General features: G+C 70.5%; 24 protein-coding genes and 1 tRNA gene. 18 read left to right on the top strand and 7 right to left on the bottom strand.

Annotation, left to right across the window (positions count from 1 at the left end; all coding sequences use genetic code 11):
- Window positions 1–3 precede the first annotated feature (3 nt).
- The gene (galE, locus tag ACLBX8_RS03770) at window positions 4–996 is read right to left on the bottom strand and encodes a UDP-glucose 4-epimerase GalE (protein ID WP_447697961.1); all 993 of its coding nucleotides are present in this window, start codon (window positions 994–996) and stop codon (window positions 4–6) included.
- Window positions 997–1,167: 171 nt separating this feature from the next.
- Between galE and galU the strand changes: the two genes are divergently transcribed.
- A complete protein-coding gene (gene galU / locus ACLBX8_RS03765) occupies window positions 1,168–2,037 on the top strand; it encodes a UTP--glucose-1-phosphate uridylyltransferase GalU (RefSeq protein ID WP_447697960.1) in 870 nt (289 codons plus the stop codon).
- Between the two features lie 341 nt (window positions 2,038–2,378).
- Here the strand turns inward: galU and ACLBX8_RS03760 are convergent, their stop codons facing one another.
- Window positions 2,379–3,281, bottom strand: a complete 903-nt coding sequence (locus tag ACLBX8_RS03760; protein WP_447697959.1) for an N-formylglutamate amidohydrolase — start codon at window positions 3,279–3,281, stop codon at window positions 2,379–2,381.
- Between the two features lie 206 nt (window positions 3,282–3,487).
- On the opposite strand from ACLBX8_RS03760, the gene cpdR reads away from it, so the two are divergent.
- The 4 genes from cpdR to ACLBX8_RS03740 all read left to right on the top strand — a co-directional run bounded on the left by cpdR (window position 3,488) and on the right by ACLBX8_RS03740 (window position 5,553).
- Window positions 3,488–3,844, top strand: a complete 357-nt coding sequence (gene cpdR, locus ACLBX8_RS03755; RefSeq protein WP_003603128.1) for a cell cycle two-component system response regulator CpdR — start codon at window positions 3,488–3,490, stop codon at window positions 3,842–3,844.
- A gap of 116 nt (window positions 3,845–3,960) precedes the next feature.
- Complete coding sequence (gene grxC, locus ACLBX8_RS03750; protein WP_056522015.1) at window positions 3,961–4,230, top strand: glutaredoxin 3; 270 nt, start codon at window positions 3,961–3,963, stop codon at window positions 4,228–4,230.
- Window positions 4,223–5,080, top strand: a complete 858-nt coding sequence (locus ACLBX8_RS03745; protein ID WP_447697958.1) for a carbon-nitrogen hydrolase family protein — start codon at window positions 4,223–4,225, stop codon at window positions 5,078–5,080. The genes grxC and ACLBX8_RS03745 overlap by 8 nt, the downstream gene beginning before the upstream one ends.
- 20 nt (window positions 5,081–5,100) lie before the next feature.
- Complete coding sequence (locus ACLBX8_RS03740; RefSeq protein ID WP_447697957.1) at window positions 5,101–5,553, top strand: DUF1178 family protein; 453 nt, start codon at window positions 5,101–5,103, stop codon at window positions 5,551–5,553.
- Window positions 5,554–5,576: 23 nt separating this feature from the next.
- Here the strand turns inward: ACLBX8_RS03740 and ACLBX8_RS03735 are convergent, their stop codons facing one another.
- Window positions 5,577–6,065, bottom strand: coding sequence for a disulfide bond formation protein B (locus tag ACLBX8_RS03735; protein ID WP_447697956.1), 489 nt, complete (start codon window positions 6,063–6,065; stop codon window positions 5,577–5,579).
- Between the two features lie 2 nt (window positions 6,066–6,067).
- Window positions 6,068–6,649 (bottom strand): YqaA family protein, encoded by a 582-nt coding sequence (locus tag ACLBX8_RS03730; protein ID WP_447714625.1) that lies wholly within the window; start codon window positions 6,647–6,649, stop codon window positions 6,068–6,070.
- 124 nt (window positions 6,650–6,773) lie between these two features.
- Here ACLBX8_RS03730 and ACLBX8_RS03725 point away from each other — a divergent pair.
- The 5 genes from ACLBX8_RS03725 to ACLBX8_RS03705 all read left to right on the top strand — a co-directional run bounded on the left by ACLBX8_RS03725 (window position 6,774) and on the right by ACLBX8_RS03705 (window position 9,634).
- Window positions 6,774–6,858: transfer RNA gene (locus tag ACLBX8_RS03725), tRNA-Leu, on the top strand.
- 172 nt (window positions 6,859–7,030) lie between these two features.
- Window positions 7,031–7,972 (top strand): NAD(P)/FAD-dependent oxidoreductase, encoded by a 942-nt coding sequence (locus tag ACLBX8_RS03720; protein ID WP_447697955.1) that lies wholly within the window; start codon window positions 7,031–7,033, stop codon window positions 7,970–7,972.
- Window positions 7,969–8,889 (top strand): histone deacetylase family protein, encoded by a 921-nt coding sequence (locus ACLBX8_RS03715; protein ID WP_447697954.1) that lies wholly within the window; start codon window positions 7,969–7,971, stop codon window positions 8,887–8,889. Before ACLBX8_RS03720 ends, ACLBX8_RS03715 begins: the two co-directional genes overlap by 4 nt.
- Window positions 8,890–9,074: 185 nt before the next feature.
- The gene (locus ACLBX8_RS03710) at window positions 9,075–9,248 is read left to right on the top strand and encodes a hypothetical protein (RefSeq protein ID WP_447697953.1); all 174 of its coding nucleotides are present in this window, start codon (window positions 9,075–9,077) and stop codon (window positions 9,246–9,248) included.
- Between the two features lie 143 nt (window positions 9,249–9,391).
- Window positions 9,392–9,634, top strand: a complete 243-nt coding sequence (locus tag ACLBX8_RS03705; RefSeq protein ID WP_020091430.1) for a hypothetical protein — start codon at window positions 9,392–9,394, stop codon at window positions 9,632–9,634.
- A gap of 210 nt (window positions 9,635–9,844) precedes the next feature.
- Here ACLBX8_RS03705 and ACLBX8_RS03700 read toward each other — a convergent pair whose 3' ends face one another.
- Window positions 9,845–10,480, bottom strand: a complete 636-nt coding sequence (locus ACLBX8_RS03700) for a 2-dehydro-3-deoxy-6-phosphogalactonate aldolase (protein ID WP_447697952.1) — start codon at window positions 10,478–10,480, stop codon at window positions 9,845–9,847.
- Window positions 10,477–11,355, bottom strand: a complete 879-nt coding sequence (locus ACLBX8_RS03695) for a 2-dehydro-3-deoxygalactonokinase (RefSeq protein WP_447714624.1) — start codon at window positions 11,353–11,355, stop codon at window positions 10,477–10,479. The genes ACLBX8_RS03700 and ACLBX8_RS03695 overlap by 4 nt, the downstream gene beginning before the upstream one ends.
- Before the next feature lie 211 nt (window positions 11,356–11,566).
- Here ACLBX8_RS03695 and ACLBX8_RS03690 point away from each other — a divergent pair, with 211 nt between their 5' ends.
- From ACLBX8_RS03690 to ACLBX8_RS03655, 8 genes are all read left to right on the top strand, one after another.
- Window positions 11,567–12,325, top strand: a complete 759-nt coding sequence (locus tag ACLBX8_RS03690; protein ID WP_026604669.1) for an ABC transporter ATP-binding protein — start codon at window positions 11,567–11,569, stop codon at window positions 12,323–12,325.
- A complete protein-coding gene (locus tag ACLBX8_RS03685; RefSeq protein WP_042674624.1) occupies window positions 12,318–13,058 on the top strand; it encodes an ABC transporter ATP-binding protein in 741 nt (246 codons plus the stop codon). The genes ACLBX8_RS03690 and ACLBX8_RS03685 overlap by 8 nt, the downstream gene beginning before the upstream one ends.
- A 94-nt stretch (window positions 13,059–13,152) precedes the next feature.
- Window positions 13,153–14,370 (top strand): ABC transporter substrate-binding protein, encoded by a 1,218-nt coding sequence (locus tag ACLBX8_RS03680; protein WP_020091435.1) that lies wholly within the window; start codon window positions 13,153–13,155, stop codon window positions 14,368–14,370.
- Between the two features lie 28 nt (window positions 14,371–14,398).
- Window positions 14,399–15,286 (top strand): branched-chain amino acid ABC transporter permease, encoded by an 888-nt coding sequence (locus ACLBX8_RS03675; RefSeq protein WP_043380394.1) that lies wholly within the window; start codon window positions 14,399–14,401, stop codon window positions 15,284–15,286.
- Between the two features lie 20 nt (window positions 15,287–15,306).
- Window positions 15,307–16,293, top strand: coding sequence for a branched-chain amino acid ABC transporter permease (locus ACLBX8_RS03670; protein WP_020091437.1), 987 nt, complete (start codon window positions 15,307–15,309; stop codon window positions 16,291–16,293).
- 144 nt (window positions 16,294–16,437) lie between these two features.
- Window positions 16,438–16,791 carry a hypothetical protein gene (locus tag ACLBX8_RS03665; protein WP_020091438.1) on the top strand — a complete coding sequence of 118 codons (354 nt, stop codon included), beginning with the start codon at window positions 16,438–16,440 and terminating at the stop codon, window positions 16,789–16,791.
- 58 nt (window positions 16,792–16,849) lie between these two features.
- Entirely contained in the window at window positions 16,850–18,796 is a 1,947-nt protein-coding gene (gene mutL, locus ACLBX8_RS03660) for a DNA mismatch repair endonuclease MutL (protein ID WP_447697950.1), read from the top strand.
- A 212-nt stretch (window positions 18,797–19,008) separates the two neighbouring features.
- A complete protein-coding gene (locus ACLBX8_RS03655; RefSeq protein ID WP_447697949.1) occupies window positions 19,009–19,776 on the top strand; it encodes an SDR family NAD(P)-dependent oxidoreductase in 768 nt (255 codons plus the stop codon).
- A gap of 39 nt (window positions 19,777–19,815) precedes the next feature.
- Here the strand turns inward: ACLBX8_RS03655 and ACLBX8_RS03650 are convergent, their stop codons facing one another.
- Window positions 19,816–21,468, bottom strand: coding sequence for an AMP-binding protein (locus tag ACLBX8_RS03650; RefSeq protein ID WP_447697948.1), 1,653 nt, complete (start codon window positions 21,466–21,468; stop codon window positions 19,816–19,818).
- Window positions 21,469–21,598 lie beyond the last annotated feature (130 nt).

The following is a 21,598-nucleotide window of genomic DNA, read 5'->3' as shown; positions in this document are numbered from 1 at the left end:
CGGTCAGATCCGATTGCGCTTCTCCAAGCGTTCTTCCCAGGCGAGGGCTTGGCCGACGATGGCGTCGAGGTCGTCGTGCCGGGGCTGCCAGCCCAGGCGATCGCGGATGCGCGCCGCCTCGGCGACGATTTGGGCCGGATCGCCGGCCCGGCGCGGGCACAGCCGCACCTCGAAGTCGCGGCCCGAGATCCGCTTCACGACCTCGACGACCTCGAGGACCGAGTAGCCGCGCCCGTAGCCGCAGTTCAGCGTCAGGCTCTCGCCACCGGAGCGCAGATGGTCGAGGGCGAGGCGATGCGCCTCCGCGAGGTCCGAGACCTGGATGTAGTCGCGCAGGCACGACCCGTCCGGGGTCGGGTAGTCGGTCCCGAAAACGTCGAGCCGGGCGCGCTGGCCGAGCACCGCCTGCGTGGCCACCTTGATCAGGTGCGTGGCGTTGGGCGTCGACTGGCCGGACCGTCCCTCCGGATCCGCGCCGGCGACGTTGAAGTAGCGCAGGACCACGTAGGAGAAGCCGTGCGCCGCGGCGGCGTCGGCGATCATCCACTCGCTCATCAGCTTTGAGCGGCCGTAGGGATTGATCGGCTTCAGCGGCAGGTCCTCGGGAACCGGCGAGGCCTCGGGCTCACCGTAGACGGCCGCGGTCGAGGAGAAGATGACATTCTTGACGCCGGCACGCACCGACGCCTCGATCAGCGCGCGGGTCTTCACCGTGTTGGCGAGGTAGTAGCCCAGGGGGTCGGCTACGGATTCGGGCACGACGATCTTGGCGGCGAAGTGGGCCAGGGCATCGATGCGGTGCTGCAGGATGGTCTGCGTCACGAGGGCCTGGTCGGCCACGTCGCCAACGACGAGCTTCACACCCTCTGGGACCGCCCAGTCGAAGCCGGTGGAGAGATCGTCGAGGACGACGACCTCCTCATGGCCGGCGTCGAGGAGCGCCAGCACCATGTGGCTGCCGATGTAGCCGGCACCCCCCGTCACCAGAACCGCCATCTCGCCCTCACTGCCGCCATCCCGGCAACTGCTTACGCCTTTGCAGACGGGAAATTTACGCCCCGCCGCCTCATACTAACGATGTACATGCTTGCGACGGCTCGCGTTAAGCTATCTCACTGACCGCACAGCTGACCACGTCGTTCCATCCAGTTCCGGGGTTACCGCTCGATGAAACCGATCCGCAAGGCCGTCCTCCCCGTCGCGGGCCTCGGCACGCGCTTCCTGCCCGCCACGAAGGCGGTCCCGAAGGAGATGCTCACGGTCGTCGACCGGCCGGTGGTGCAGCACGTCGTCGACGAGGCGCGCGCGGCCGGGATCGAGCACTTCATCTTCGTCACCGGCCGCGGCAAGGCGGTGATCGAGGACCATTTCGACATCGCGTTCGAGCTCGACCACACCCTTCAGGAGCGCGGGAAGACGGCCGCCTACGAGGAGCTGAAGAAGGACCTGCCGAGGGCCGGCCAGACCAGCTTCACCCGCCAGCAGGCGCCGCTCGGCCTCGGCCACGCGGTGTGGTGCGCCCGCGAGATCGTCGGCGACGAGCCGTTCGCGGTGCTGCTCCCCGACATGCTGAGCCGCGGCTGTATGCAGCAGATGCTGGCCGCCTACGATCGCCACGGCGGCAACATCATCGCCGTCGAGGAGGTGGCGCCCGAGGAGACGCACCAGTACGGCATCGTCAGCGTGGGCGAGACCTACGGCCAGTCCTTCCAGATCACCGGGATGGTCGAGAAGCCTAAGCAGGGCACGGCGCCGTCGAACTTCATCATCTCCGGGCGCTACATCCTCCAGCCCGAGATCTTCGGGATCCTCGAGCACGGCAAGAAGGGCGCGGGCGGCGAGATCCAGCTCACGGACGCCATGATCGACCTGATGGAGAAGCAGGCGTTCTACGGCATGCGCTACGAGGGCCGGACCTACGATACCGGCTCGAAGCTCGGCTTCCTCACGGCGAATCTCGCCTACGCCCTGGAGCGGAACGATCTCGCAGGACCCCTGCGGGCCGAGATCGAGAAGCTGCTCAAGAGCCAGGGATGACCGGCGCTGCGGGCGCGGATCCGATCACCGCGCCCCGCTAGGCGACACGTTCGACCGCATCGGTTCTCGCTCTCGTCCGAGCTACGCCTGCACGCGGCGACGCGCGCGGTGGCCAGCGAACGCGCTTCAGGTATGCGCGCAGAGCGGCCGCGGCGGGCGAATTGCGCTTGCTTCTTGTGCGGCGCACTTTAGTTTGTGCGTTGCGAGATCGCGATGGCGTCGCGGTCTCGCTGCCCTTCTTGGGCGTTTCCTCCCTAGACTTCGGGCCGCTCCTTCGGGAGTGGCCTTTTTTCTTTCCGGCATACCGCCGCTCTTCTTCGTGAACGGTCGGGGCAGCGCCCCTATTCCGCGGCCATCCGGCGGGGGACGAGATCGTCGAGGTCCTTGGCGACATCGGCGACGACGCTGCGCAGCGCCTCGACCAGTGCAGGGAAGCCCGCCGTCATCGCGAGGCTGGCCTCGTTCATGTAGAGCCCCCGATTCAGCTCGATCTGGAGCGCGTGGCGGTCGAGGTTCGGCTCGCCGTAATGCTCCGTGATGAAGCCGCCGGCGTAGGGCTTGTTGCGGACCACGCGGAAACCCCGGGCCCGGAACGCGGCCTCGAATCCGTCGATCAGGATGGGTGCGCACGCCGTGCCGTAGCGGTCGCCCAGCACCACATCGGCTTTCATGTCCGGATCGCGGCCGAGGCTCGAGGACGGCATCGAGTGGCAATCGACGAGCATGCAGTGGCCGTGGGTGCGCGCCGTGCGCTGGACCAGTCCGCGCAGCGCGCGATGATACGGCTTGTACAGGCTCTCGATCCGGGCGGTCGCCTCGGCGACCGGCAGGCGCCGGGCGTAGATCTCCTGGCCGTCGGCGACGACCCGGGGCACGGTCCCGAGACCGCCCGCGACGCGCATCGACCGGGTGTTGGCGAAGGGCGGCAGGCGCCCCTCGAACATGCGCGGGTCGAGCTCGTAGGGCTCCCGGTTCACGTCGAGGAAGGCGCGGGGGAAGTTGGCCCGCAGGAGCGGCGCGCCCAGTCCGACGACCGATCCGAACAGGCGGTCGACGTGGGCATCCTCGGAGCGGCGCAGGGTCAGCGCGTCGAGCCGCGAGGCCGCGATGAAGTCGGGGGGGTAGACGGCCCCGGAATGACCGGTATTGAAGACGAAAGGCAGGGTGTGCGCCGCGGGCTCGTCGACCGCGAAGGCCGGGGCAAATCCGAAGGCGTCTGGCTGTACCGGTTCGGTTGCAGTCATCGGCTGGTGGACACCCCGGCGGTTGAACGAGGACGGCAGGCGCTCACTGTGGTGTGCGATCGATCGCCTGTCCACTCCGCACCGGCGGCCGACGCAGTCGCCCGGGAGACACGCGGCGGCGGCTGCGCGCTCCATCCTAACACCTTGTTTACCATCGCCTCCCTTTATGGGATCAACTTCTCGACTCGAAGGCTCGGATCCGGCCGATGAAAATCCTGCTGGCGGAAGACGACAACGACATGCGCCGGTTTCTGGCCAAGGCGCTGCAGAACGCGGGCTACGATGTCCTGTCCTTCGACAACGGCCTCTCCGCCTATAACCGGCTGCGCGAGGAGCCGTTCGAGCTGCTGCTGACCGACATCGTGATGCCCGAGATGGACGGCATCGAGCTGGCCCGCCGCGCCACCGAGCTCGATCCCGACATCAAGGTGATGTTCATCACCGGCTTCGCGGCGGTCGCCCTCAACCCGGATTCGAAGGCCCCGAAGGACGCCAAGGTCCTGTCGAAGCCCTTCCACCTCCGCGACCTCGTCAACGAGGTCGAGAAGCTCCTGGCCGCCTGATCCTGTCGATGCTTCGTCGACGGCGCGCGCGCGTTGCCCTGTGACCACACGGGCATAGGCAAGGCGCGCCCCGCGCTCCTATATGTCCCGAGTTCACGCGCGGGACGACGATCGCGATGCAGCCGGTCACAATCTACACCACGGCCTGGTGTCCTTACTGCTCGGCGGCCAAGAGCCTGCTGAAGGAGAAGGGCGCCGCCTTCCAGGAGATCGACGTCGAGCGCGTGCAGGGCGCCCGGTCCACCATGGTCGAGCGTGCGGGCGGCCGCACCAGCGTTCCCCAGATCTTCGTCGGCGCCACGCATGTCGGCGGCTGCGACGACCTGTACGCCCTGGATCGCGCCGGCAAGCTCGACCCGCTGCTCAAGGACACGGCCGATGCCTGAGCCCCGCTTCACGGCTGCCTGCGTGCAGATGCGGTCGGGGCGCGACCCTGCCGCCAATCGCGACGCGGCCGTGGCGGGCGTGCGCGAGGCGTCGGCGCGGGGCGCGGCCTACGTGCAGACTCCCGAGATGACGTCCCTGGTGGAGCGGAGCCGCGAGCGTCTGTTCGCCCACGTCACCACCGAGGAGCAGGACCCGACCCTGGCGGCGCTCCGCGAGGCCGCGCGTCAGACCGGAACGGTCGTCCAGATCGGCTCGATCGCGGTCAGGGCCGGCGACAAGATCGCCAACCGCGCCTACCTGATCGGCGCCGACGGGGAGATCCTGGCCTCCTACGACAAGCTGCATCTCTTCGACGTCGACCTGCCGAGCGGCGAGCGCTGGCGGGAATCTGCGACCTATTCCGGTGGCGCCTGCGCGGTGCTCGCCGAGACGCCCTGGGCCACGCTCGGCCTGACGATCTGCTACGACATCCGCTTCCCCGCGCTGTACCGCGCCCTCGCCGAGGCGGGCGCCGACGTGCTGACGGCCCCCGCCTGCTTCACCCGGCAGACCGGCGAGGCCCACTGGCACGTCCTGCAGCGAGCTCGGGCCATCGAGACCGGCGCCTTCGTGATCTCGGCTGCGCAGGGCGGTCGGCACGAGGACGGGCGCGAGACTTACGGCCACTCGCTGATCGTCGATCCCTGGGGCCGGGTTCTGGCCGATGCCGGCGGGGACGAGCCGGGGATCATCCTGGCGGAGATCGACCTCGCGCAGGTCGCGGAGGCCCGGGCCCGCATCCCCTCGCTGCAGCACGGCCGGCCCTTCGCCGTCGAACGCGTCGGTCCGCGGTTCAGGGCCGCGCAGTAGTCACCACAGCAAGCAACAGAATGATCCGGTACAGTCTGGTCTGCGATGCCGGGCACGGCTTCGAGAGCTGGTTCCAATCCTCCGATTCCTACGACACGCAGGTCACGCGCGGCCTCGTGACGTGCCCGATCTGCGACAGCGCCAAGGTCAGCAAGGCCCTGATGGTGCCGAGCGTCGCCCGCACGGATCGGGAGCGCGCGGCGCCACCGATCCCGAAGGCGGAGGCGCCGGTGACCATGATCGCCGAGCCTGAGCGTCAGATGCGGGCGATGCTGCGCGCGCTCCGGGAGCACGTCGTGGCGAATGCCGAGCATGTCGGGGCGCGCTTCCCCGAGGAGGCGCGCAAGATCCACTACGGCGAGGCGGAGGGGCGTTCGATCTACGGTGAAGCGAGCCCCGCGGAGGCGCGGGCCCTGATCGACGAGGGCATCGAGGTGGCGGCGATTCCGGTCCTGCCCGACGACCGGAACTGATCGGCCTCGCCGGTCCGCGCGCTTCAGGGACGCAGCGCGGCGGTCCCCGCGAAGGAGGCCAGTACGGCCGAGATCGCGGCGCTCCAGCCGGCGAGCGACACGCCCAGCACTCGGAGCGCGGCCACCGAGCAGTCGACCACCTTCGTGGTCTGCAGCCTGTTGAGGAAGTCGCCGACCTGGCCCGGATTGGCGCCGGTGCCGCCGCCGCAATCGGCGGGTCCCGGCCAGAAGCCCCATTCCGCGCCGGCGTGGTAGACCCCGATCCCGGCCCCGTAGAGCAGGCCGAGGGCCGCGAGCCCGAGGGCGATCCGCGCCAAACGCTCCGGCAGGAACAGGGCCAGCAGACCCAGCGGCACGGCGGCGTAGTAGGGCAGCCGCTCGGTCAGGCAGAGCTTGCACGGCGCGTAGCCGTATCCGTACTGGAGGACGAGCGCGGCCCCGACGGTGAGGGCGGAGGCGATCGCGAGCCAGAGGCCAGCGGTCTTGAGGCGCAGGGCAGCCGCCGTGTTCATCGCTACAGGATCACCTTGAAGAGCAGGAAGCCGAGGACGATGACGGCGACGGAGATCGCCGCGACCGCGTTCAGGTGCCGGTCGAGCACGCCGCGAATCTGGACACCGTAGCGGCCGAGCAGTCCGGCGAGAATGAAGAAGCGGGCGCCGCGGGTCACGATCGACAGGATCGTGAACCAGAACAGGCTGTAATGCGCGAAACCCGACGTGATCGTCACGAGCTTGTAGGGGATCGGCGTGAGCCCCTTCAGCAGGATCACCCAGTGGCCGTAGCGCGCGTAGGAGTCCTGGAAGGTGGCGGCCGAGTTCTGCAAGCCGTAGAGGCGGATGAGCCACTCACCGACGGAGTCGAACAGCAGGGCTCCGATGGCGTAGCCGACCAGACCGCCGAGGACCGAGGCGACCGTCGTGATCGTGGCGTAGAACCAGACCCGGTCCGGCCGGGCGACCGCCATCGGGACGAGCATCACGTCCGGTGGAACCGGAAAGAAGGAGCTTTCGGCGAAGGCCACAGCACCGAGCGCGTAGGGCGCGGATGGCCGCTCACTGAGGGCCAGGATCCACGCGTAGAGCCGGCGGAGCATTCAAGGTCCCGGATTATGAGATCGGCCGCCCTTTGAGCATAGGCGCCCCGCCTTGGCCAGATCGCCGACCGACGCAAAACAACACTTGGCCGGAGCCGCCGACCTATGCGAAGAGCGCTGGCACGCGGGTATGGCGGAATTGGTAGACGCGGGCGACTCAAAATCGCCAGCCGCAAGGCGTGGGGGTTCGATTCCCTCTACCCGCACCACGGCGCCATCGATCGCCGCGGGACTTCGCCTGACAGCCTGACCGTATCCGCGCCGCGAACACCGGTCCCGTCCATGACGAGCGCGATTCCGTCGCTCTGACGCCGCGTGGCTCGGCCCCTATCTTCGCCCTCACGCGGCGGCGGGGCCGGTCGTTCAGAACGGGGCAAGGGCGTGAACGAGCACGGAATTGTCGCGGTCCTCGGAGCCGGCATGGCAGGCGCGGCCGCCGCGCGCCGGCTGGCCGAGGCGGGCCTCCGCGTCCGAATCTTCGACAAGGGGCGCGGGGTCGGGGGACGCATGGCGACCCGGCGGGTCGGTGAGATGCAGTTCGACCACGGCGCGCAATTCATGCGCGCGCGCGGGCCCGCCTTCGCGGCCGAGCTCGGCCGGTGGACGCGGCTGGGCATCGTTGCGCCCTGGGCCGGCTCCGACCGCCATGTCGGCGTGCCGGGCATGACGGAGCCCGTCCGCGCCCTGCTCTCGGACCTTCCGGTATCGAGCGCGACGACCGTCGTGCGGCTTCGACGGCAGGGAGCGCGCTGGCACCTCGAGGACGCGGCCGGCACCGTGCATGGCCCGTTCGACGCCGTCGCGATCACCGTCCCGGCCCCTCAGGTCACGACGCTGCTCGAGGCTTCGGGCGTCGCGTTGCCCGGTGTCCCGCGCGCCACCTATGCGCCGTGCTGGTCGCTCATGGTGGCGACGGAGACGCGACCGCGGGATGTCCTCGTCCAGCCTCGGACCGATCCGATCGGCCTGATCGCGCACGATTCCGCGAAGCCCGGGAGGCCTGCGGGCTCGCGGCTCACGGTGCACGCGACGCCCGCCTGGTCCCGCGGACATCTCGAGGCCCCGCGCGAGGCGGTCATCGCCGCGCTTCTCGGAGCGGCCGAGGACGTCCTCGGCGCCACGCTCCGGCCGTCCCACGCGGAGGCGCATCGCTGGCGCTACGCCCAGGTCGAGACCGCCCTGGAGCAACCCTGCCTGTACGATCCGGACCTGCGTCTCGGGGCAGGCGGGGATTGGTGCCTCGGCGCCCGGATCGAGGCGGCCTACGACAGCGGTCAGGCACTGGCCCGGTGCCTCCTGGCCGATCTGGGCCGGCCCGCGTGATCCCGCCGATTGCCTTCCATCCGGCCTACGAGGCGCCGCTCCCGTCAGGCCACCGGTTCCCGATGCGCAAGTACGGCCTGCTCGCCGAGACCTTGGTCGCCAAGGGTCTGGCGCCCCTGGGCTTCGTCACGCCGGAGCCCGCCAGTGCCGAGATACTGCTACGCGCCCACGATCCGGCCTACGTGGACGCGGTGCTCGCCTGCGATGTCGGCCGGGACATTGAGCGGGCGATCGGCTTGCCGGTCGACGCCGCCCTTGTCCGCCGCTCCCGCGCCTCGGTGGGCGGCACCCTCTTGGCCGGGCGCCTCGCCCTCGCGGAAGGCCTCGCGGGCAGCGCCGCCGGCGGCAGCCACCACGCGCGGCGCCGGCAGGGCGCCGGTTTCTGCGTGCTGAACGATGTCGCGGTGGCGGCCCGCACCCTCCAGGCCGAAGGTCTGGTCCGGCGCGTCCTCGTGGTCGACCTCGACGTGCATCAGGGCGACGGGACCGCGGACTGCCTCGCCCTCAGTCCCGACTTGTTCACGCTCTCGATCCATTGCGAGAACAACTACCCGGCCCAGAAGATCGCCGGCGACCTCGACATCGGTCTGCCCGACCGTCTCGATGATGCTGGTTATCTTGAGGTCCTGCGCGCCCGCCTGCCGACGCTCCTCGACGCGTTCGCGCCGGATCTCGTCTTCTATAACGCGGGCGTCGATCCCCATCGGGACGACCGTCTCGGCCGTCTCTGCCTCACCGATGACGGACTGCTCGCCCGCGATCGCTACGTCGTGGCGCAGACCCGCGCCCGTGGGATCGCGCTCGCCACGGTGATCGGCGGCGGGTACACACACGATGTCGAGGCCCTGGCGCGCCGTCACGCCCTGGTCTTCGAGGCGCTGGCCGCCGAGGCGGCCGCGGGATCGACGCTCGCGTGAGATGCTGCGCGGGAAATCTGCGCGAGTTCTCGGGGTGAGACCGGATTGCATCACGCGACGGTCGATATGCAGTCCTCGGGTTCACGGGAAAGGTTTTGGGAAGGGCTCCGGTCGAGGATGCGGGGCAGGCGGATTGATGAGGCGGATCCGCTGCTCGCACTCGATGACGCCGTTGGGGATCGACCATGCTCACGCGGGTCTGGGACGTGGTGAAGGCGACGCTGGCGGTGTCGGCCCTGATCGCCGCCGCCCTCGTCTCGGCGGACAAGCTCGATCGCCAGAGATCACAACCGGTCGCCGGCGCGGCTCTGGTCGAGCCTGCGACGACCGGTGCGATCGCACCGGCGATACGTCCGTGACGTCAGCGGCCCCTCACTCCGCGGCCGCGAACCTGCGTCAGATTGAAACAAGCACGACGGGATATCTTTTCCGGCCTCGGCGTTCTCGCCGGACGCCGAGGCTTGGCCGCTCGCTGCCTCGATCCGCTCAGGAGACATCCTTGATGAAGTCCGCCACTTTCGCCCTCCTCGCGGTTCTCGTCGGCACGGCGCCCGCGCTCGCGGAGACCGGCGCGGACCGGGCAGCCTGCACGCCGGACGTGATGCGCCTGTGCGCTGCCCAGATCCCGAACGCGGGGGCGATCACACTCTGCCTCCGCGAGAAGCGGGTGTCGCTGAGCGGCGCGTGCCGGACGGTGGTCGACCGATCCGACCGGCCGGCCCGCGAGATCGCGAACCGCCGATAGCGCGACACCCCGCCAGCCTGCGACCCGCGGCCGGGCCTCGCCGGTGACGTGGCCGACCGCGACGACGCGGCGGCGATCGCGCTGTGAACCGGTCGCACAGGCGCGGTCAGGCCGCCTGCAGAGGCGCGCATCGCGCGAAGGTCAGGGGGCGCGGCCGACACGCTCTGCCGTGTCTGCTCGGCCCGACCGGACGGCCCGCCGTCGGTGTCTTCAGGCGGAGCGCTCGAACGCCGCCACGTAGGCCGCGGCGTCGCGGGCAACGTCGGCCGCCGCCTTCCCGGGCCGGTAAAGATTGGACCCGAGGCCGAATCCATCGGCGCCCGCCTGCCGCCAGCCCGCGATGGTCTCGGGCAAGACTCCGCCGACGGCCAGAACCCGCGTGTCCGGCGGAAGGACCGCGCGATGCGCCCGGAGCGCCAGGGGCGTCGCGACATCCGCCGGGAACAGCTTCAGCGCGGTTGCTCCCGCCGCCAGGCACGCGAAAGCCTCCGTGGGCGTCTGATAGCCCGGAAGGGAGACAAGGCCCGCCGCGACGGTGGCGCCGATGACGGCCGGATCGCCGTTTGGCGATACCACGAGGGTTCCGCCAGCAGCGGCGACCTCACCGACCTGAGTCGGCGTCAGGACCGTGCCGGCCCCGACCAGCGCCCGCCCGGCGAGGCGCTCGGCGAGCGTCGCGATGCTCCGGAGCGGGTCCGGCGAGTTGAGGGGCACCTCGACGAGGGTGAACCCGGCTCCGACCAGCGCCTCCCCCACGGCGGGTGCCTCGTCCGGCGTGAGCCCCCGCAGGATGGCGACGAGGGGGCAGGCCGCGAAGGCCGCCTCGAACCGGTCGAGGATGGTCATGCCCGCAGACTCCAGATGGCGTGGATACCGGCCGTGGTTGAACCGTCCGGCACGATCACCGGATCCCCGCCCGCATCGGTGATGGCGGCGGCGTAGAGTGCCCCGAGGCGGCCGCCGCCGAGGAGATGGACCGGGCGCCTCCGGAGGTCGTCCCGAGTGCCGATATCGGCGCCGATCAGGATCCCGCTGGCATGGGCCGCCGCGTCCTCCGGGGCGAGCCGGTCGAGCAGGAGGCCGGAGCGGACCTCGAACAGGGTGGCGGCGAGATTGCGGGACGCGAGGCCGCGCCGGACACCCGCGCGGAAGGGGGCCCCATCCCCGACCGTGCCGTCGAGCGTCCCGGCCAGGATCCCGTGTGCCCGCAGGAGGGCGAAGAATTCTCCGGTCATCACGGTGGTGAAATCCGTGATGGACCCGTCGACGGTCTCGATCCACTTGTTGTGCGTGCCGGGCTGGCAGAACAGGGCGGTCGCCGGCGCCGCGCCCGCTCCGATCGCCCCGAAGACCTGGATCTCCTCGCCCCGCATCACGTCGGGGCGACCACCGCCCCGCAGGGCGACGCCGGGGACGATCCGGACACCGGGGGCGGGCTCGAGGCAGGCTTCGGCCAGGCCGGTGAGGGTGGCCGGCGCGGCCACGTAGGGCGCCGCCTGCCAGCCCCGGTTGGAGCCGATCATGCCGACGGCGATGATGAGGTCAGCGCCCAGTCGCGCGCGCAGGGCCGCGATCTCCGCCGGATAGGCGTCGGGCGTCAGGGCGAGGACGCCACGCTCGTCGTGCAGGCTGTCGAGAATGACGCCCGCTTCCGAGACGGCGAAGGCCCTCCGGTTCGTCGTGCCCCAGTCGACGGCGATGTAGGCCGGGCGATCGCCCATGCCGAAACCTCTCAGAAGAGCCACGCGAAAAATTGTCTGAGTTAAGTGCGGCGCGCGGCGCGGTCAAGTTCTGTCCGGCGGCCGTCGTGACACGGAGGGCGACTGATATCACTCCCGGGGGATTGTCGCGCCGCCACGAGCGTTTGCGATGGACTGCACGGCTGCGGATCGGCGATATGGCGGCAAGAAATCGAACCCGGGAGGGACACGCTTGGCACGGGATGTAATCCTGGCGACCGATGGCCTGACGATGGAATTCCGCGGATTCCGGGCCGTCAACGGCGTGGCGTTGCAGGTCGAGCGCGGCACCATCCACGCTCTCATCGGGCCGAACGGAGCCGGCAAGACCACTTGCTTCAACCTCCTGACGAAGTTCCTGATCCCGACCGCGGGGACGATCCGCTACAAGGACCGCGACATCACCGGCCTGAAGGCCGCGGACGTCGCCCGCCTCGGGCTCGTGCGCTCCTTCCAGATCTCGGCCGTGTTCCCGCACCTCACGGTGATGGAGAATGTCCGCATCGCCCTGCAGCGGCGGCGGCGCGGCGATTCCTTCGACTTCTGGCGGCCCGAGCGGGTCCTGCGCGCGCTGAACGGCGAGGCGCTCGCCCTCGTCGAGGCGGTAGGCCTCTCCGACTTCGCCGACGTGCTCGCGGTCGAGTTGTCCTACGGGCGCAAGCGCGCGCTCGAGATCGCCACGACTCTCGCCCTCGATCCGGAGATGCTGCTCCTCGACGAGCCGATGGCCGGTATGGGCCACGAGGACGTCGAGCGCACGGCGCAACTCATCCGCCGGGTCTCGAAGGACCGCACCATCCTGATGGTGGAGCACAACCTCTCGGTGGTCGCCTCCCTGTCGGACCGGATCACCGTGCTAGCTCGCGGGCAGGTGCTGGCCGAGGGCGACTACGCCACGGTCTCGAAGGATCCGCGCGTGGTCGAAGCGTATATCGGGGCGGGACATGCCTGAGGCGGCTCTGAAGACACCTCCGGCGGCCGCGACCGACGCGCTGCTGACCGTCCGCGGCCTCGAGGGCTGGTACGGCGAGAGCCACGTCCTCCACGGCATCGACATCGACGTGCGCGCGGGCGAGGTGATCACGCTGCTCGGCCGCAACGGCGCGGGCAAGACGACGACCCTCCGGGCGATCATCGGGATCCTCGGCAAGCGGTCGGGCTCGATCGTCTACGACGGCGTCGAGACGGTCCGGATGGCCTCGCGCAACATCGCCCGGCTCGGGATCGGCTACGTGCCGGAGGAGCGCGGCATCTTCGCGAGCCTGACGGTCCACGAGAACCTGATGCTGCCGCCGCGGGTGAAGCCCGGCGGCATGTCGGTGGCCGACATCCACACGCTGTTCCCGAACCTCAAGGAACGCGCCGGCAGCCAGGGCACCAAGCTCTCGGGCGGCGAGCAGCAGATGCTGGCGATCGGGCGCATCCTGCGCACAGGCGCCAAGCTGATCCTGCTCGACGAGCCCACGGAAGGTCTCGCGCCGGTCATCGTCCAGCAGATCGGCCGGACGATCCAGCAATTGAAGACTCAGGGCTACACCATCGTCCTGGTGGAGCAGAATTTCCGCTTCGCCCAGACTTTGGCGGACCGGCACTTCGTGATCGAGCAGGGGCGGGTGGTCGACATGATCCCCAATGCCGAGCTTGACGCCAATATCGACAAGCTGCACGCCTATCTCGGCGTCTGAATCTCGCACGCGAAAACCGTAGAAGCGCCAGAAAGCGGCGACTCGATACTCGGCCGGCGGAGATCCGCCGCGCCGCTGGAGGATGGAAACGAAAATGCTCGGACGCATCGCCCGGCCCGTGACCCTCGCCGCCCTCGCCGGCGCCCTGATGATGGGCACCGCAGCCGCGCAGACGAACGTGAAGATCGGCATCCTGGGCGACCGCTCGGGCGCCTACTCGGACATCAGTGGCGAGGGCTCGGTCGTGGCCGCGAAGCTCGCGGTCGAGGATTTCAAGCCCGAGCAGCATGGGCTGAAGGTCGAGATCGTCTCGGCCGACCACCAGAACAAGCCGGATGTCGGCGCGGCCATCGCCCGCCAATGGTACGACCGCGACGCCGTCGACATGATCACCGACGGGGTGACCTCCTCGGTGGCGCTGGCCATCAGCCAGGTCACCAAGGAGAAGAACAAGGTCTTCATCGATACAGGCGCCGGCACGGCCGACCTCACCGGCCCGCAATGCACGCCGAACACCATCCACTGGGTCTACGACACGGTGGCGCTCGCCAACGGCACCGGCGGCGCGATGGTCAAGCGCGGCGGCAACACGTGGTTCTTCCTCACGGCCGACTACGTGTTCGGCCAGACCCTGCAGCGCGACACCAGCACGGTCATCACCAAGAACGGCGGCAAGGTCGTCGGCTCGGTGAAGACGCCGTTCCCGACCTCGGACTTCTCGTCCTTCCTGCTGCAGGCGCAGGGCTCGGGCGCCAAGGTGATCGGGCTGGCCAATGCCGGCACCGACACGATCAACGCGATCAAGCAGGCGGGCGAATTCGGCATCACCGAGGGCGGCCAGGCGCTCGCCGGCCTCCTGGTCTTCTCCTCGGACGTGCACTCGCTGGGCACCAAGGTGGCACAGGGGCTGGTGCTCACCGAGCCGTTCTACTGGGACCTGAACGACCAGACCCGCGCCTTCTCGGACCGGTTCGCCAAGCAGATGAAGAACGGCTCGAAGCCGACCGCGAACCATGCGGGCGTCTACTCGGACGTGCTCCACTACCTGAAGGCTGTGGCCGAGACGAAGTCGACCGCCGACGGCGCCGCCACGGTCGCCAAGATGAAGGCGATGCCGACGGACGACCCGCTGTTCGGCAAGGGCGTGATCCGCGCGGACGGCCGCAAGATCCACGACATGTACCTGTTCGAGGTCAAGAAGCCCGCCGAATCGAAGGGCGAGTGGGACCTCTACAAGAAGCTCGAGACCATCCCGGGCGACCAGGTCTTCCGGCCGCTCAACGAGGGCAACTGCCCCCTGGTGAAGGGCTGACAGTGGGTTCGGGGCGCGGAGACCGGCCATGACCACGATCTTCGGTGTGCCGACGCAGGCCCTGTTCGGTCAGCTCCTGCTCGGCCTGATCAACGGCTCGTTCTACGCGATCCTGTCGCTCGGGCTCGCGATCATCTTCGGGCTCCTGAACATCATCAACTTCGCCCACGGCGCGCTCTACATGATGGGCGCGTTCGTGGCCTGGATGCTGCTCACCTATGTCGGTCTCGGCTACTGGTGGGCGCTGGGGCTCGCACCGCTCGTGGTGGGCGCCTTCGGCATCGTGCTGGAGCGGGTGCTCATCGCCCGGCTCTACAAGCTCGACCACCTCTACGGCCTGCTGCTGACCTTCGGTCTCGCGCTGATCATCCAGGGCCTGTTCCGCAACCAGTACGGCGTGTCGGGCCTGCCCTACGCGATCCCGGCCGAGCTGTCCGGCGGCCAGCGCCTGCCCTTCATGTTCCTGCCGAACTACCGCGCCTGGGTGGTGGTCGCCTCGCTGACCGTCTGCATCGCGACGTGGCTCGTGATCGAGAAGACCAAGCTCGGCGCCTATCTGCGCGCCGCAACCGAGAACCCGACCCTGGTCCAGGCGTTCGGGGTCAACGTGCCGCTGTTCCTGACGCTGACCTACGGGTTCGGCGTCGCGCTCGCGGGTTTCGCCGGGGTGCTCGCTGCGCCGATCTACTCGGTCAATCCCAACATGGGCGCCGACATCATCATCGTGGTCTTCGCTGTGGTGGTGATCGGCGGCATGGGCTCGATCATCGGCTCGGTGATCACGGGCTTCGCCCTGGGCCTCGTCGAGGGACTGACCAAGGTGTTCTATCCGGAGGCGTCCGCCACCGTGATCTTCGTGATCATGGTGCTGGTGCTGCTCGTCAAACCCGCCGGCCTGTTCGGGCGCACGGCCTGATCGCGATCTGAGGCACCCCCATGGCCGACACCGCCGCCCTCGACGCCGCCCCGATCGCCGCCGCCGTGCCGACGAGTCGGGACGACAAGGCGCTCCACCGCCTCATCTTCGTGGGCATCGCGGTGCTGCTCGTCGTGGCACCGCTCGTCCTGTACCCCGTCTACCTGATGAAGGTGCTGTGCTTCGCGCTGTTCGCGCTCGCCTTTAACCTCCTGCTCGGCTACGGCGGCCTGCTCTCCTTCGGCCACGCCGCCTATTTCGGCATGGCGAGCTACCTCTGCGCGTACACGGCCAAGAGCCTGGGCTTCACGCCCGAGCTGGCGATCCTCGCCGGCACGGTCACGGCCGCCCTGCTGGGTCTGGTCTTCGGCGCCCTGGCGATACGCCGGCAGGGCATCTACTTCTCGATGATCACCCTGGCGCTCGCCCAGATGGTGTTCTTCTTCTCCCTGCAGGCGAAGTTCACCGGCGGCGAGGACGGCATCCAGGCGGTGCCCCGCGGCAACCTGTTCGGCGCGATCAGCCTCGCCGACGACCGGGTCATGTACGCGGTGGTGGCCGTGGTCTTCATGGCCGGGATGCTGCTGATCTACCGGATCATCCACTCGCCCTTCGGGCAGGTGCTGAAGGCGATCCGCGACAACGAGCCGAGGGCGATCTCGCTCGGCTACCGCGCCAGCCAGTACAAGCTCGCGGTGTTCGTGCTCTCGGCGACGCTCGCCGGGCTCGCGGGCTCCACGAAGGCGATCGTGTTCCAGCTCGCCTCGCTCACCGACGTGCACTGGTCGATGTCCGGCGAGGTGGTGCTGATGACGCTCGTCGGCGGCATGGGGACGGTGTTCGGGCCGATCGTCGGCGCGCTGGTGATCGTCACGATGGAGACCTACCTGGCGCAGTTCGGTGCCTGGGTGACGATCATCCAGGGCTGCGTCTTCGTGCTCTGCGTGCTGCTGTTCCGTGAGGGCATCGTCGGCCTGATCGCCCGGCTGATCCGACGGCCGCTCTAGGACGCGGGATCCGGGGCGGGTGGCGGTTGCAGCGCGGCAACGCCCCCGTCGCGACATGCAATGGCGGATCGGGGCTGCGACTTGTGGTGAGCCTTCGTTAACCAAGACTGCCCACGCTGACGGCTCCACGCTGTCAGGGCCACCATGACCCAGGACCGAACGCTCAGCATCGACGACCCGGCCCTCGACTGCCCGGTCGCACCGGACGTGGTCGGCCGCCTGATCAAGGCCGACCCGGACGGGGCCGCGCTTCTGCTCGACGGGATCCCGGAGGCGACGCGCGCCCGGCTCGCCGTCTGGCTCTACGGCCGCAGTCACACCCACGCGATCGGCGTCCGCGTCGCGGCGACCTGCGAGGGCCCGACCCTCCGGCGGACCGCGGGCCTCGTCGGGAACGTCCTCTACGACCTGTCCCGCCGTCCCGTGGCGGCGGCGAGCCACGGACCGCGCGGGGGCGCCGGCCGCATCTCCCTGGGCGGGTCGAAGCGCCGCGCCTGACGGGTCGGCACGACCGGCCGATTGGATCGCCGCCGCGCAGGGACTATCCTGCGCGCCGATGTCCTCCCTGTCCGCGCCGTCCGTCCGCCGCCTCGACCCCGTCCTCGTCGATCGCATCGCCGCGGGCGAGGTGGTCGAGCGCCCGGCCTCGGCCGTGAAGGAGCTGGTCGAGAACGCGATCGATGCCGGGGCCCGGGCGATCGAGGTCACCGTCGAGGCCGGGGGGCGCCGACTGATCCGGGTCGTCGACGACGGCCGCGGCATGACGCCGGACGATCTCGACCTCGCGGTCGAGCGGCACGCCACCTCCAAGCTCCCGGGCGGCGACCTCACGGCAATCGACACCCTGGGATTCCGCGGCGAGGCCCTGCCGTCGATCGGCGCGGTGTCGCGGCTCGCCATCGTCACCCGCACGCCGGAGGCCGAGGCGGGGGCGAGCCTCACCGTCGACGCGGGGATGAAGGGGCAGGTCCGTCCGGCCCCGGCCCAGCGCGGCACCCGGATCGAGGTGACCGAGCTCTTCGCCGCCACGCCGGCGCGGCTCAAGTTCCTGAAGTCGGACCGGGCCGAGAACGCCGCGATCGCCGAGACGCTGCGCCGCCTCGCCGCGACGCAGCCCGGGATCCGCTTCACCCTGAGAGCCGATGCTGGGCAGCCCCTGGTCCTGCCGGCCGAGACCGGGGCCGAGGCGGAGCTGCGCCGGCTCGCGGCAGTGCTGGGGCAGGACTTCCTCGCCAACGCCCTGCCGGTCTCCCTGGCCCGGGAGGGCTTCGCGGTGGCCGGTCATGTCGGCCTGCCGACCTACCATCGCGGTGCGGCGACCCATATCCACCTCGCGGTCAACGGCCGCCCCGTGCGCGACCGGCTCCTGCTCGGGGCGATCCGCGGCGCCTACGCCGACACGCTGGCCTCCGACCGGCACCCGGTGCTCGGCCTCGCCGTCGCGTGCGACCCCGGCCTCGTCGACGTCAACGTTCACCCGGCCAAGACCGAGGTGCGCTTCCGCGAGCCGGGCCTCGTGCGGGCGCTGATCGTGAGCGCGATCCACGACGCCCTGCGCCGCGGCGGCGCCCGCTCGGCCACCACCGGCGCCGCGCGGACCCTCGACGCCCTGCGATCGGCCGGGGCGCCGCTCGCCACCCACAGCGGCGCCACCGCGCCGAGCCTGTTCCGGCCGACGCGGCCGGGCCCCTTCCCGAGCGGTGCACCCTCGGTGGCAGCGCCCCCCGGCTACCGTTCCTCGGCGGCGTGGAGGCCGGCGCCGCAGCCGGCGCGGGTCGAGCCGACCGGCTTCGGCGAGGCCGCTCAGGCCGTCTGGGCCGGGCCCGAGCCCGAAGCCGTGGCGGCCCCGCCCCAGGCCGACACCCGCGTTGCCGCCGACGCTGTGGAGGCGCTCGGTCATCCGCTGGGGGCCGCCCGCGCGCAGATCCACGAGACCTACATCCTCGCCCAGACCCGCGACGGCCTTGTGATCGTCGACCAGCACGCCGCCCACGAGCGCCTCGTCTACGAGCGGATGAAGGCCGAGCGGGAGGCCGGCGGCATCGCCCGGCAGGGCCTACTGATCCCGGACGTGGTCGAGATGAGCCCCGAGGAGGCCGACCGGCTCGTCGCGGCCGCTCCCGATCTCGACCGGCTGGGCCTGTCCATCGAGGCGTTCGGACCCGGGGCGGTGCTCGTGCGCGAGGTGCCGGCGGCGCTGATCGGAGCCTCGACGCGCAACCTCGTCACCGACATCCTCGACGCCCTGGAGGCCAGCGGCGACGAGGAGGGCGGCGTCCCGGCGACGGAGGGCGGCCCGCTCGGGCGACGTCTCGACGCGGTCCTGTCGCGCATGAGCTGCCACGGCTCGATCCGCGCCGGGCGTCGCCTGCGGCCGGAGGAGATGAACGCCCTGCTGCGCGAGATGGAGGCGACGCCCAATTCCGGACAGTGCAACCACGGTCGCCCGACCTCGATCGAACTGAAGCTCGCCGACATCGAGCGGCTGTTCGGCCGCCGATGAGGCGCCGCGCCGTCGATCCGGCTGGCGGCACGCGCGGGGCCGGTCCACAACGGCGTGTGACGCTGCGGCTCGAAGACCGGGGCGCCAGCCGTCCCGAACCGACAGTGCGCATGGGAGGCGCGGAGCCATGACCGATCTCGACAACTTCGGCGCGCGCCGCGCCGCCGCGCGGCCGACGTGCCCGGCACCCGCCGCCGCGTCGGTACGCTGAGATGGCGGGCCCGTTTGACCTCGCCGGCCGCCACGTCTTGGTGACCGGGGCCTCCAGCGGTCTCGGCCGCCATTTCGCCGGGACCCTGGCCCGCGCAGGCGCGCGCCTGTCGCTCGGCGCCCGCCGGGCCGACGCCCTCGCCGAGACCGTCAATCGCGTCGCGGCGGCGGGCGGTGAGGCCCACGCCGTCGTCATGGACGTCACCGACGCCGCGAGCGTTGAGCGGGCGCTCGACGCCGCCGAAGAGCGCTTCGGACCGGTGGCGGTGCTGGTGAACAATGCCGGCGTGACGGCGACGAAGCCGGCCCTCGACCTCGCGGAATCCGACTGGGACGCGGTGCTCGACACGAATCTCAAAGGCGTCTGGCAGCTCGCCCAGGCCACCGGCCGGCGCATGGTCCGGCACGGCGCGGGCGGCAGCATCGTCAACATCGCGTCGATCCTCGGGCTGCGGGTCACCGGCGGGCTCGCCCCCTACGCCACCTCGAAGGCGGCGGTCGTCCAGCTCACCAAGAGCCTCGCGCTCGAGTGGGCCCGCTACGGGATCCGGGTGAACGCCCTCGCGCCGGGCTACATCAAGACCGAGCTCAACGACGCCTTCTTCGAGTCCGATGCCGGCCGGGCGCTGATCAGGCGCATTCCGCAGCGCCGGCTGGGCGAGGCCGCCGAACTCGACGGGCCGCTCCTGCTCCTGGCCTCGGAGGCCGGCGCCTACATGACCGGCAGCGTCCTGGCGGTCGACGGCGGCCATCTCGTCTCCGGCCTGTAGCGGTCGCCCGAAACGGCTCCCGTCACGGACCGGCGCGGGTCAGAGGGTTCGCGCCTGCTCGCGCAGGACGAATTTCTGGATCTTGCCGGTCGAGGTCTTCGGCAGCGGCCCGAACACCACCGTCTTCGGCACCTTGAACCGCGCCATGTGCTCGCGACAGAACGCGATCAACTCCTGGTCGCTCGGCACCGCTGCGCCGGGCTTCACCTCCAGGAACGCGCAGGGGCTCTCGCCCCAGGTCGGATCTGGCCGCGCCACGACGGCCGCCAGCATCACGGCGGGATGGCGCATCAGCACCTCCTCCACCTCCAGGCTGGAGATGTTCTCGCCGCCCGAGATGATGATGTCCTTCGCCCGGTCCTTGATCTCCACCGACCCGTCGGGATGCCAGACCGCGAGGTCGCCGGTCCGGTACCAGCCGCCAGCGAGGGCCTCCTCGGTCGCGCCCGGGTTTCCGAGGTAGCCCTTCATCACCGTGTTTCCGCGCAGGCGGATCTCGCCGACCGTCGTGCCGTCCCGCGGCACCGGCGCGTCGCTCGCGACGTCGGCGACGCTCACCGCCTCGAGCGTGGCCAGCGGCACGCCCTGGCGGGCCATGCGGGCGTGTCGCTCGGTGTCGGGGAGAGCGGTCCAGTCCGGCTGCGCCAGACAGACCGTCGCGGGGCCGTAGCTCTCGGTGGCGCCGTAGAGGTGCGTCACCTGGAAGCCGAGCTCCTCCATGGTGCGGATGATCGTCGAGGACGGCGCCGCGCCGCCGACCGCGCAGCGCACGCGCTGGGGGAACGGCACACGGTCCTGCGCCGGCGCGTGCGCGATCATCGAGAGGACGATCGGGGCGCCGCACAGATGCGTCACCCCGTGCTCGGCGATCAGCCTGAAGATCGCCGCCGGCTCGACCTTGCGCAGGCAGACCTGCGTGGCGCAGGCGGCGACACTCGCCCATGGGTAGGACCAGCCGCTGCAGTGGAACATCGGCAGCGTCCAGAGATACACGCTCTCGCCGGTCAGGCCGAACGTGACGGCGTTGCCGAGCGCCTGGAGATAGCCGCCGCGATGGCTGTAGACGGCGCCTTTGGGATCGCCGGTCGTCCCCGACGTGTAGAGCAGGCAGAGCGACTGCCACTCGTCCTCCGGGCCGTGCCAGGCGTAGTCGGGATCGCCCTCGGCCAGCAGATCCTCGTAGGGCAGGGCCCCGTCGATCCCGGTCGCGCCGATCGCCACGACGAGGACCGGCTTGGCGAGTTCCGCGAGCGCCCGCGCGGCCAGCGCGGCGTACTCGGCCTCGACGAGGAGCGCCCGGGCGCCCCCGTGCCGCAGCGAGAACGCGATCGTCGCCGCGTCGAGGCGCGTATTCAGCGGGTTCAGCACCGCGCCGAGCATCGGCACGGCGAAGTGCGCCTCGATCATCTCCGGGACGTTCGGCGCCAGGATCGCCACGGTGTCGAGTGGCCCGACCCCCCGGGCCGCGAGGCCCGAAGCGAGGCGCCGGCAACGCGCGTAGAGGTCCGCGTAGGTGAGGCGGCGGTGGCCGTCGATCACGGCGATCCGCCCGCCAGCCGCGGCGGCGGCCCGCGCCAACAGGCTGACGGGGGTCAGCGGGACGTAGTTGGCCGGCCGGCGCGCGAGCCCGGCCTCGAACGGATGAGAGCCCTTCTCGCGGACCTCGGTCTGGGTCGGACGGGTGTCCGTCATCGTGCTGCCTTCTGATCGGGCGGCGGGCGTGGCGTGCGCTCCGCGCGACGAAGATTTCGCGGCCGTCGTGCCTGTCAATCGCGGCCGCCGTGACAATGTGGGCCGCGCGCGGATTCTGTTACAGGGCCCT

It is taken from the genome of Methylobacterium sp. D48H (assembly GCF_053345715.1).
The sequence above is the reverse complement of the archived record's forward strand: the minus strand, read 5'-3'. Positions and strand labels throughout refer to the sequence as shown.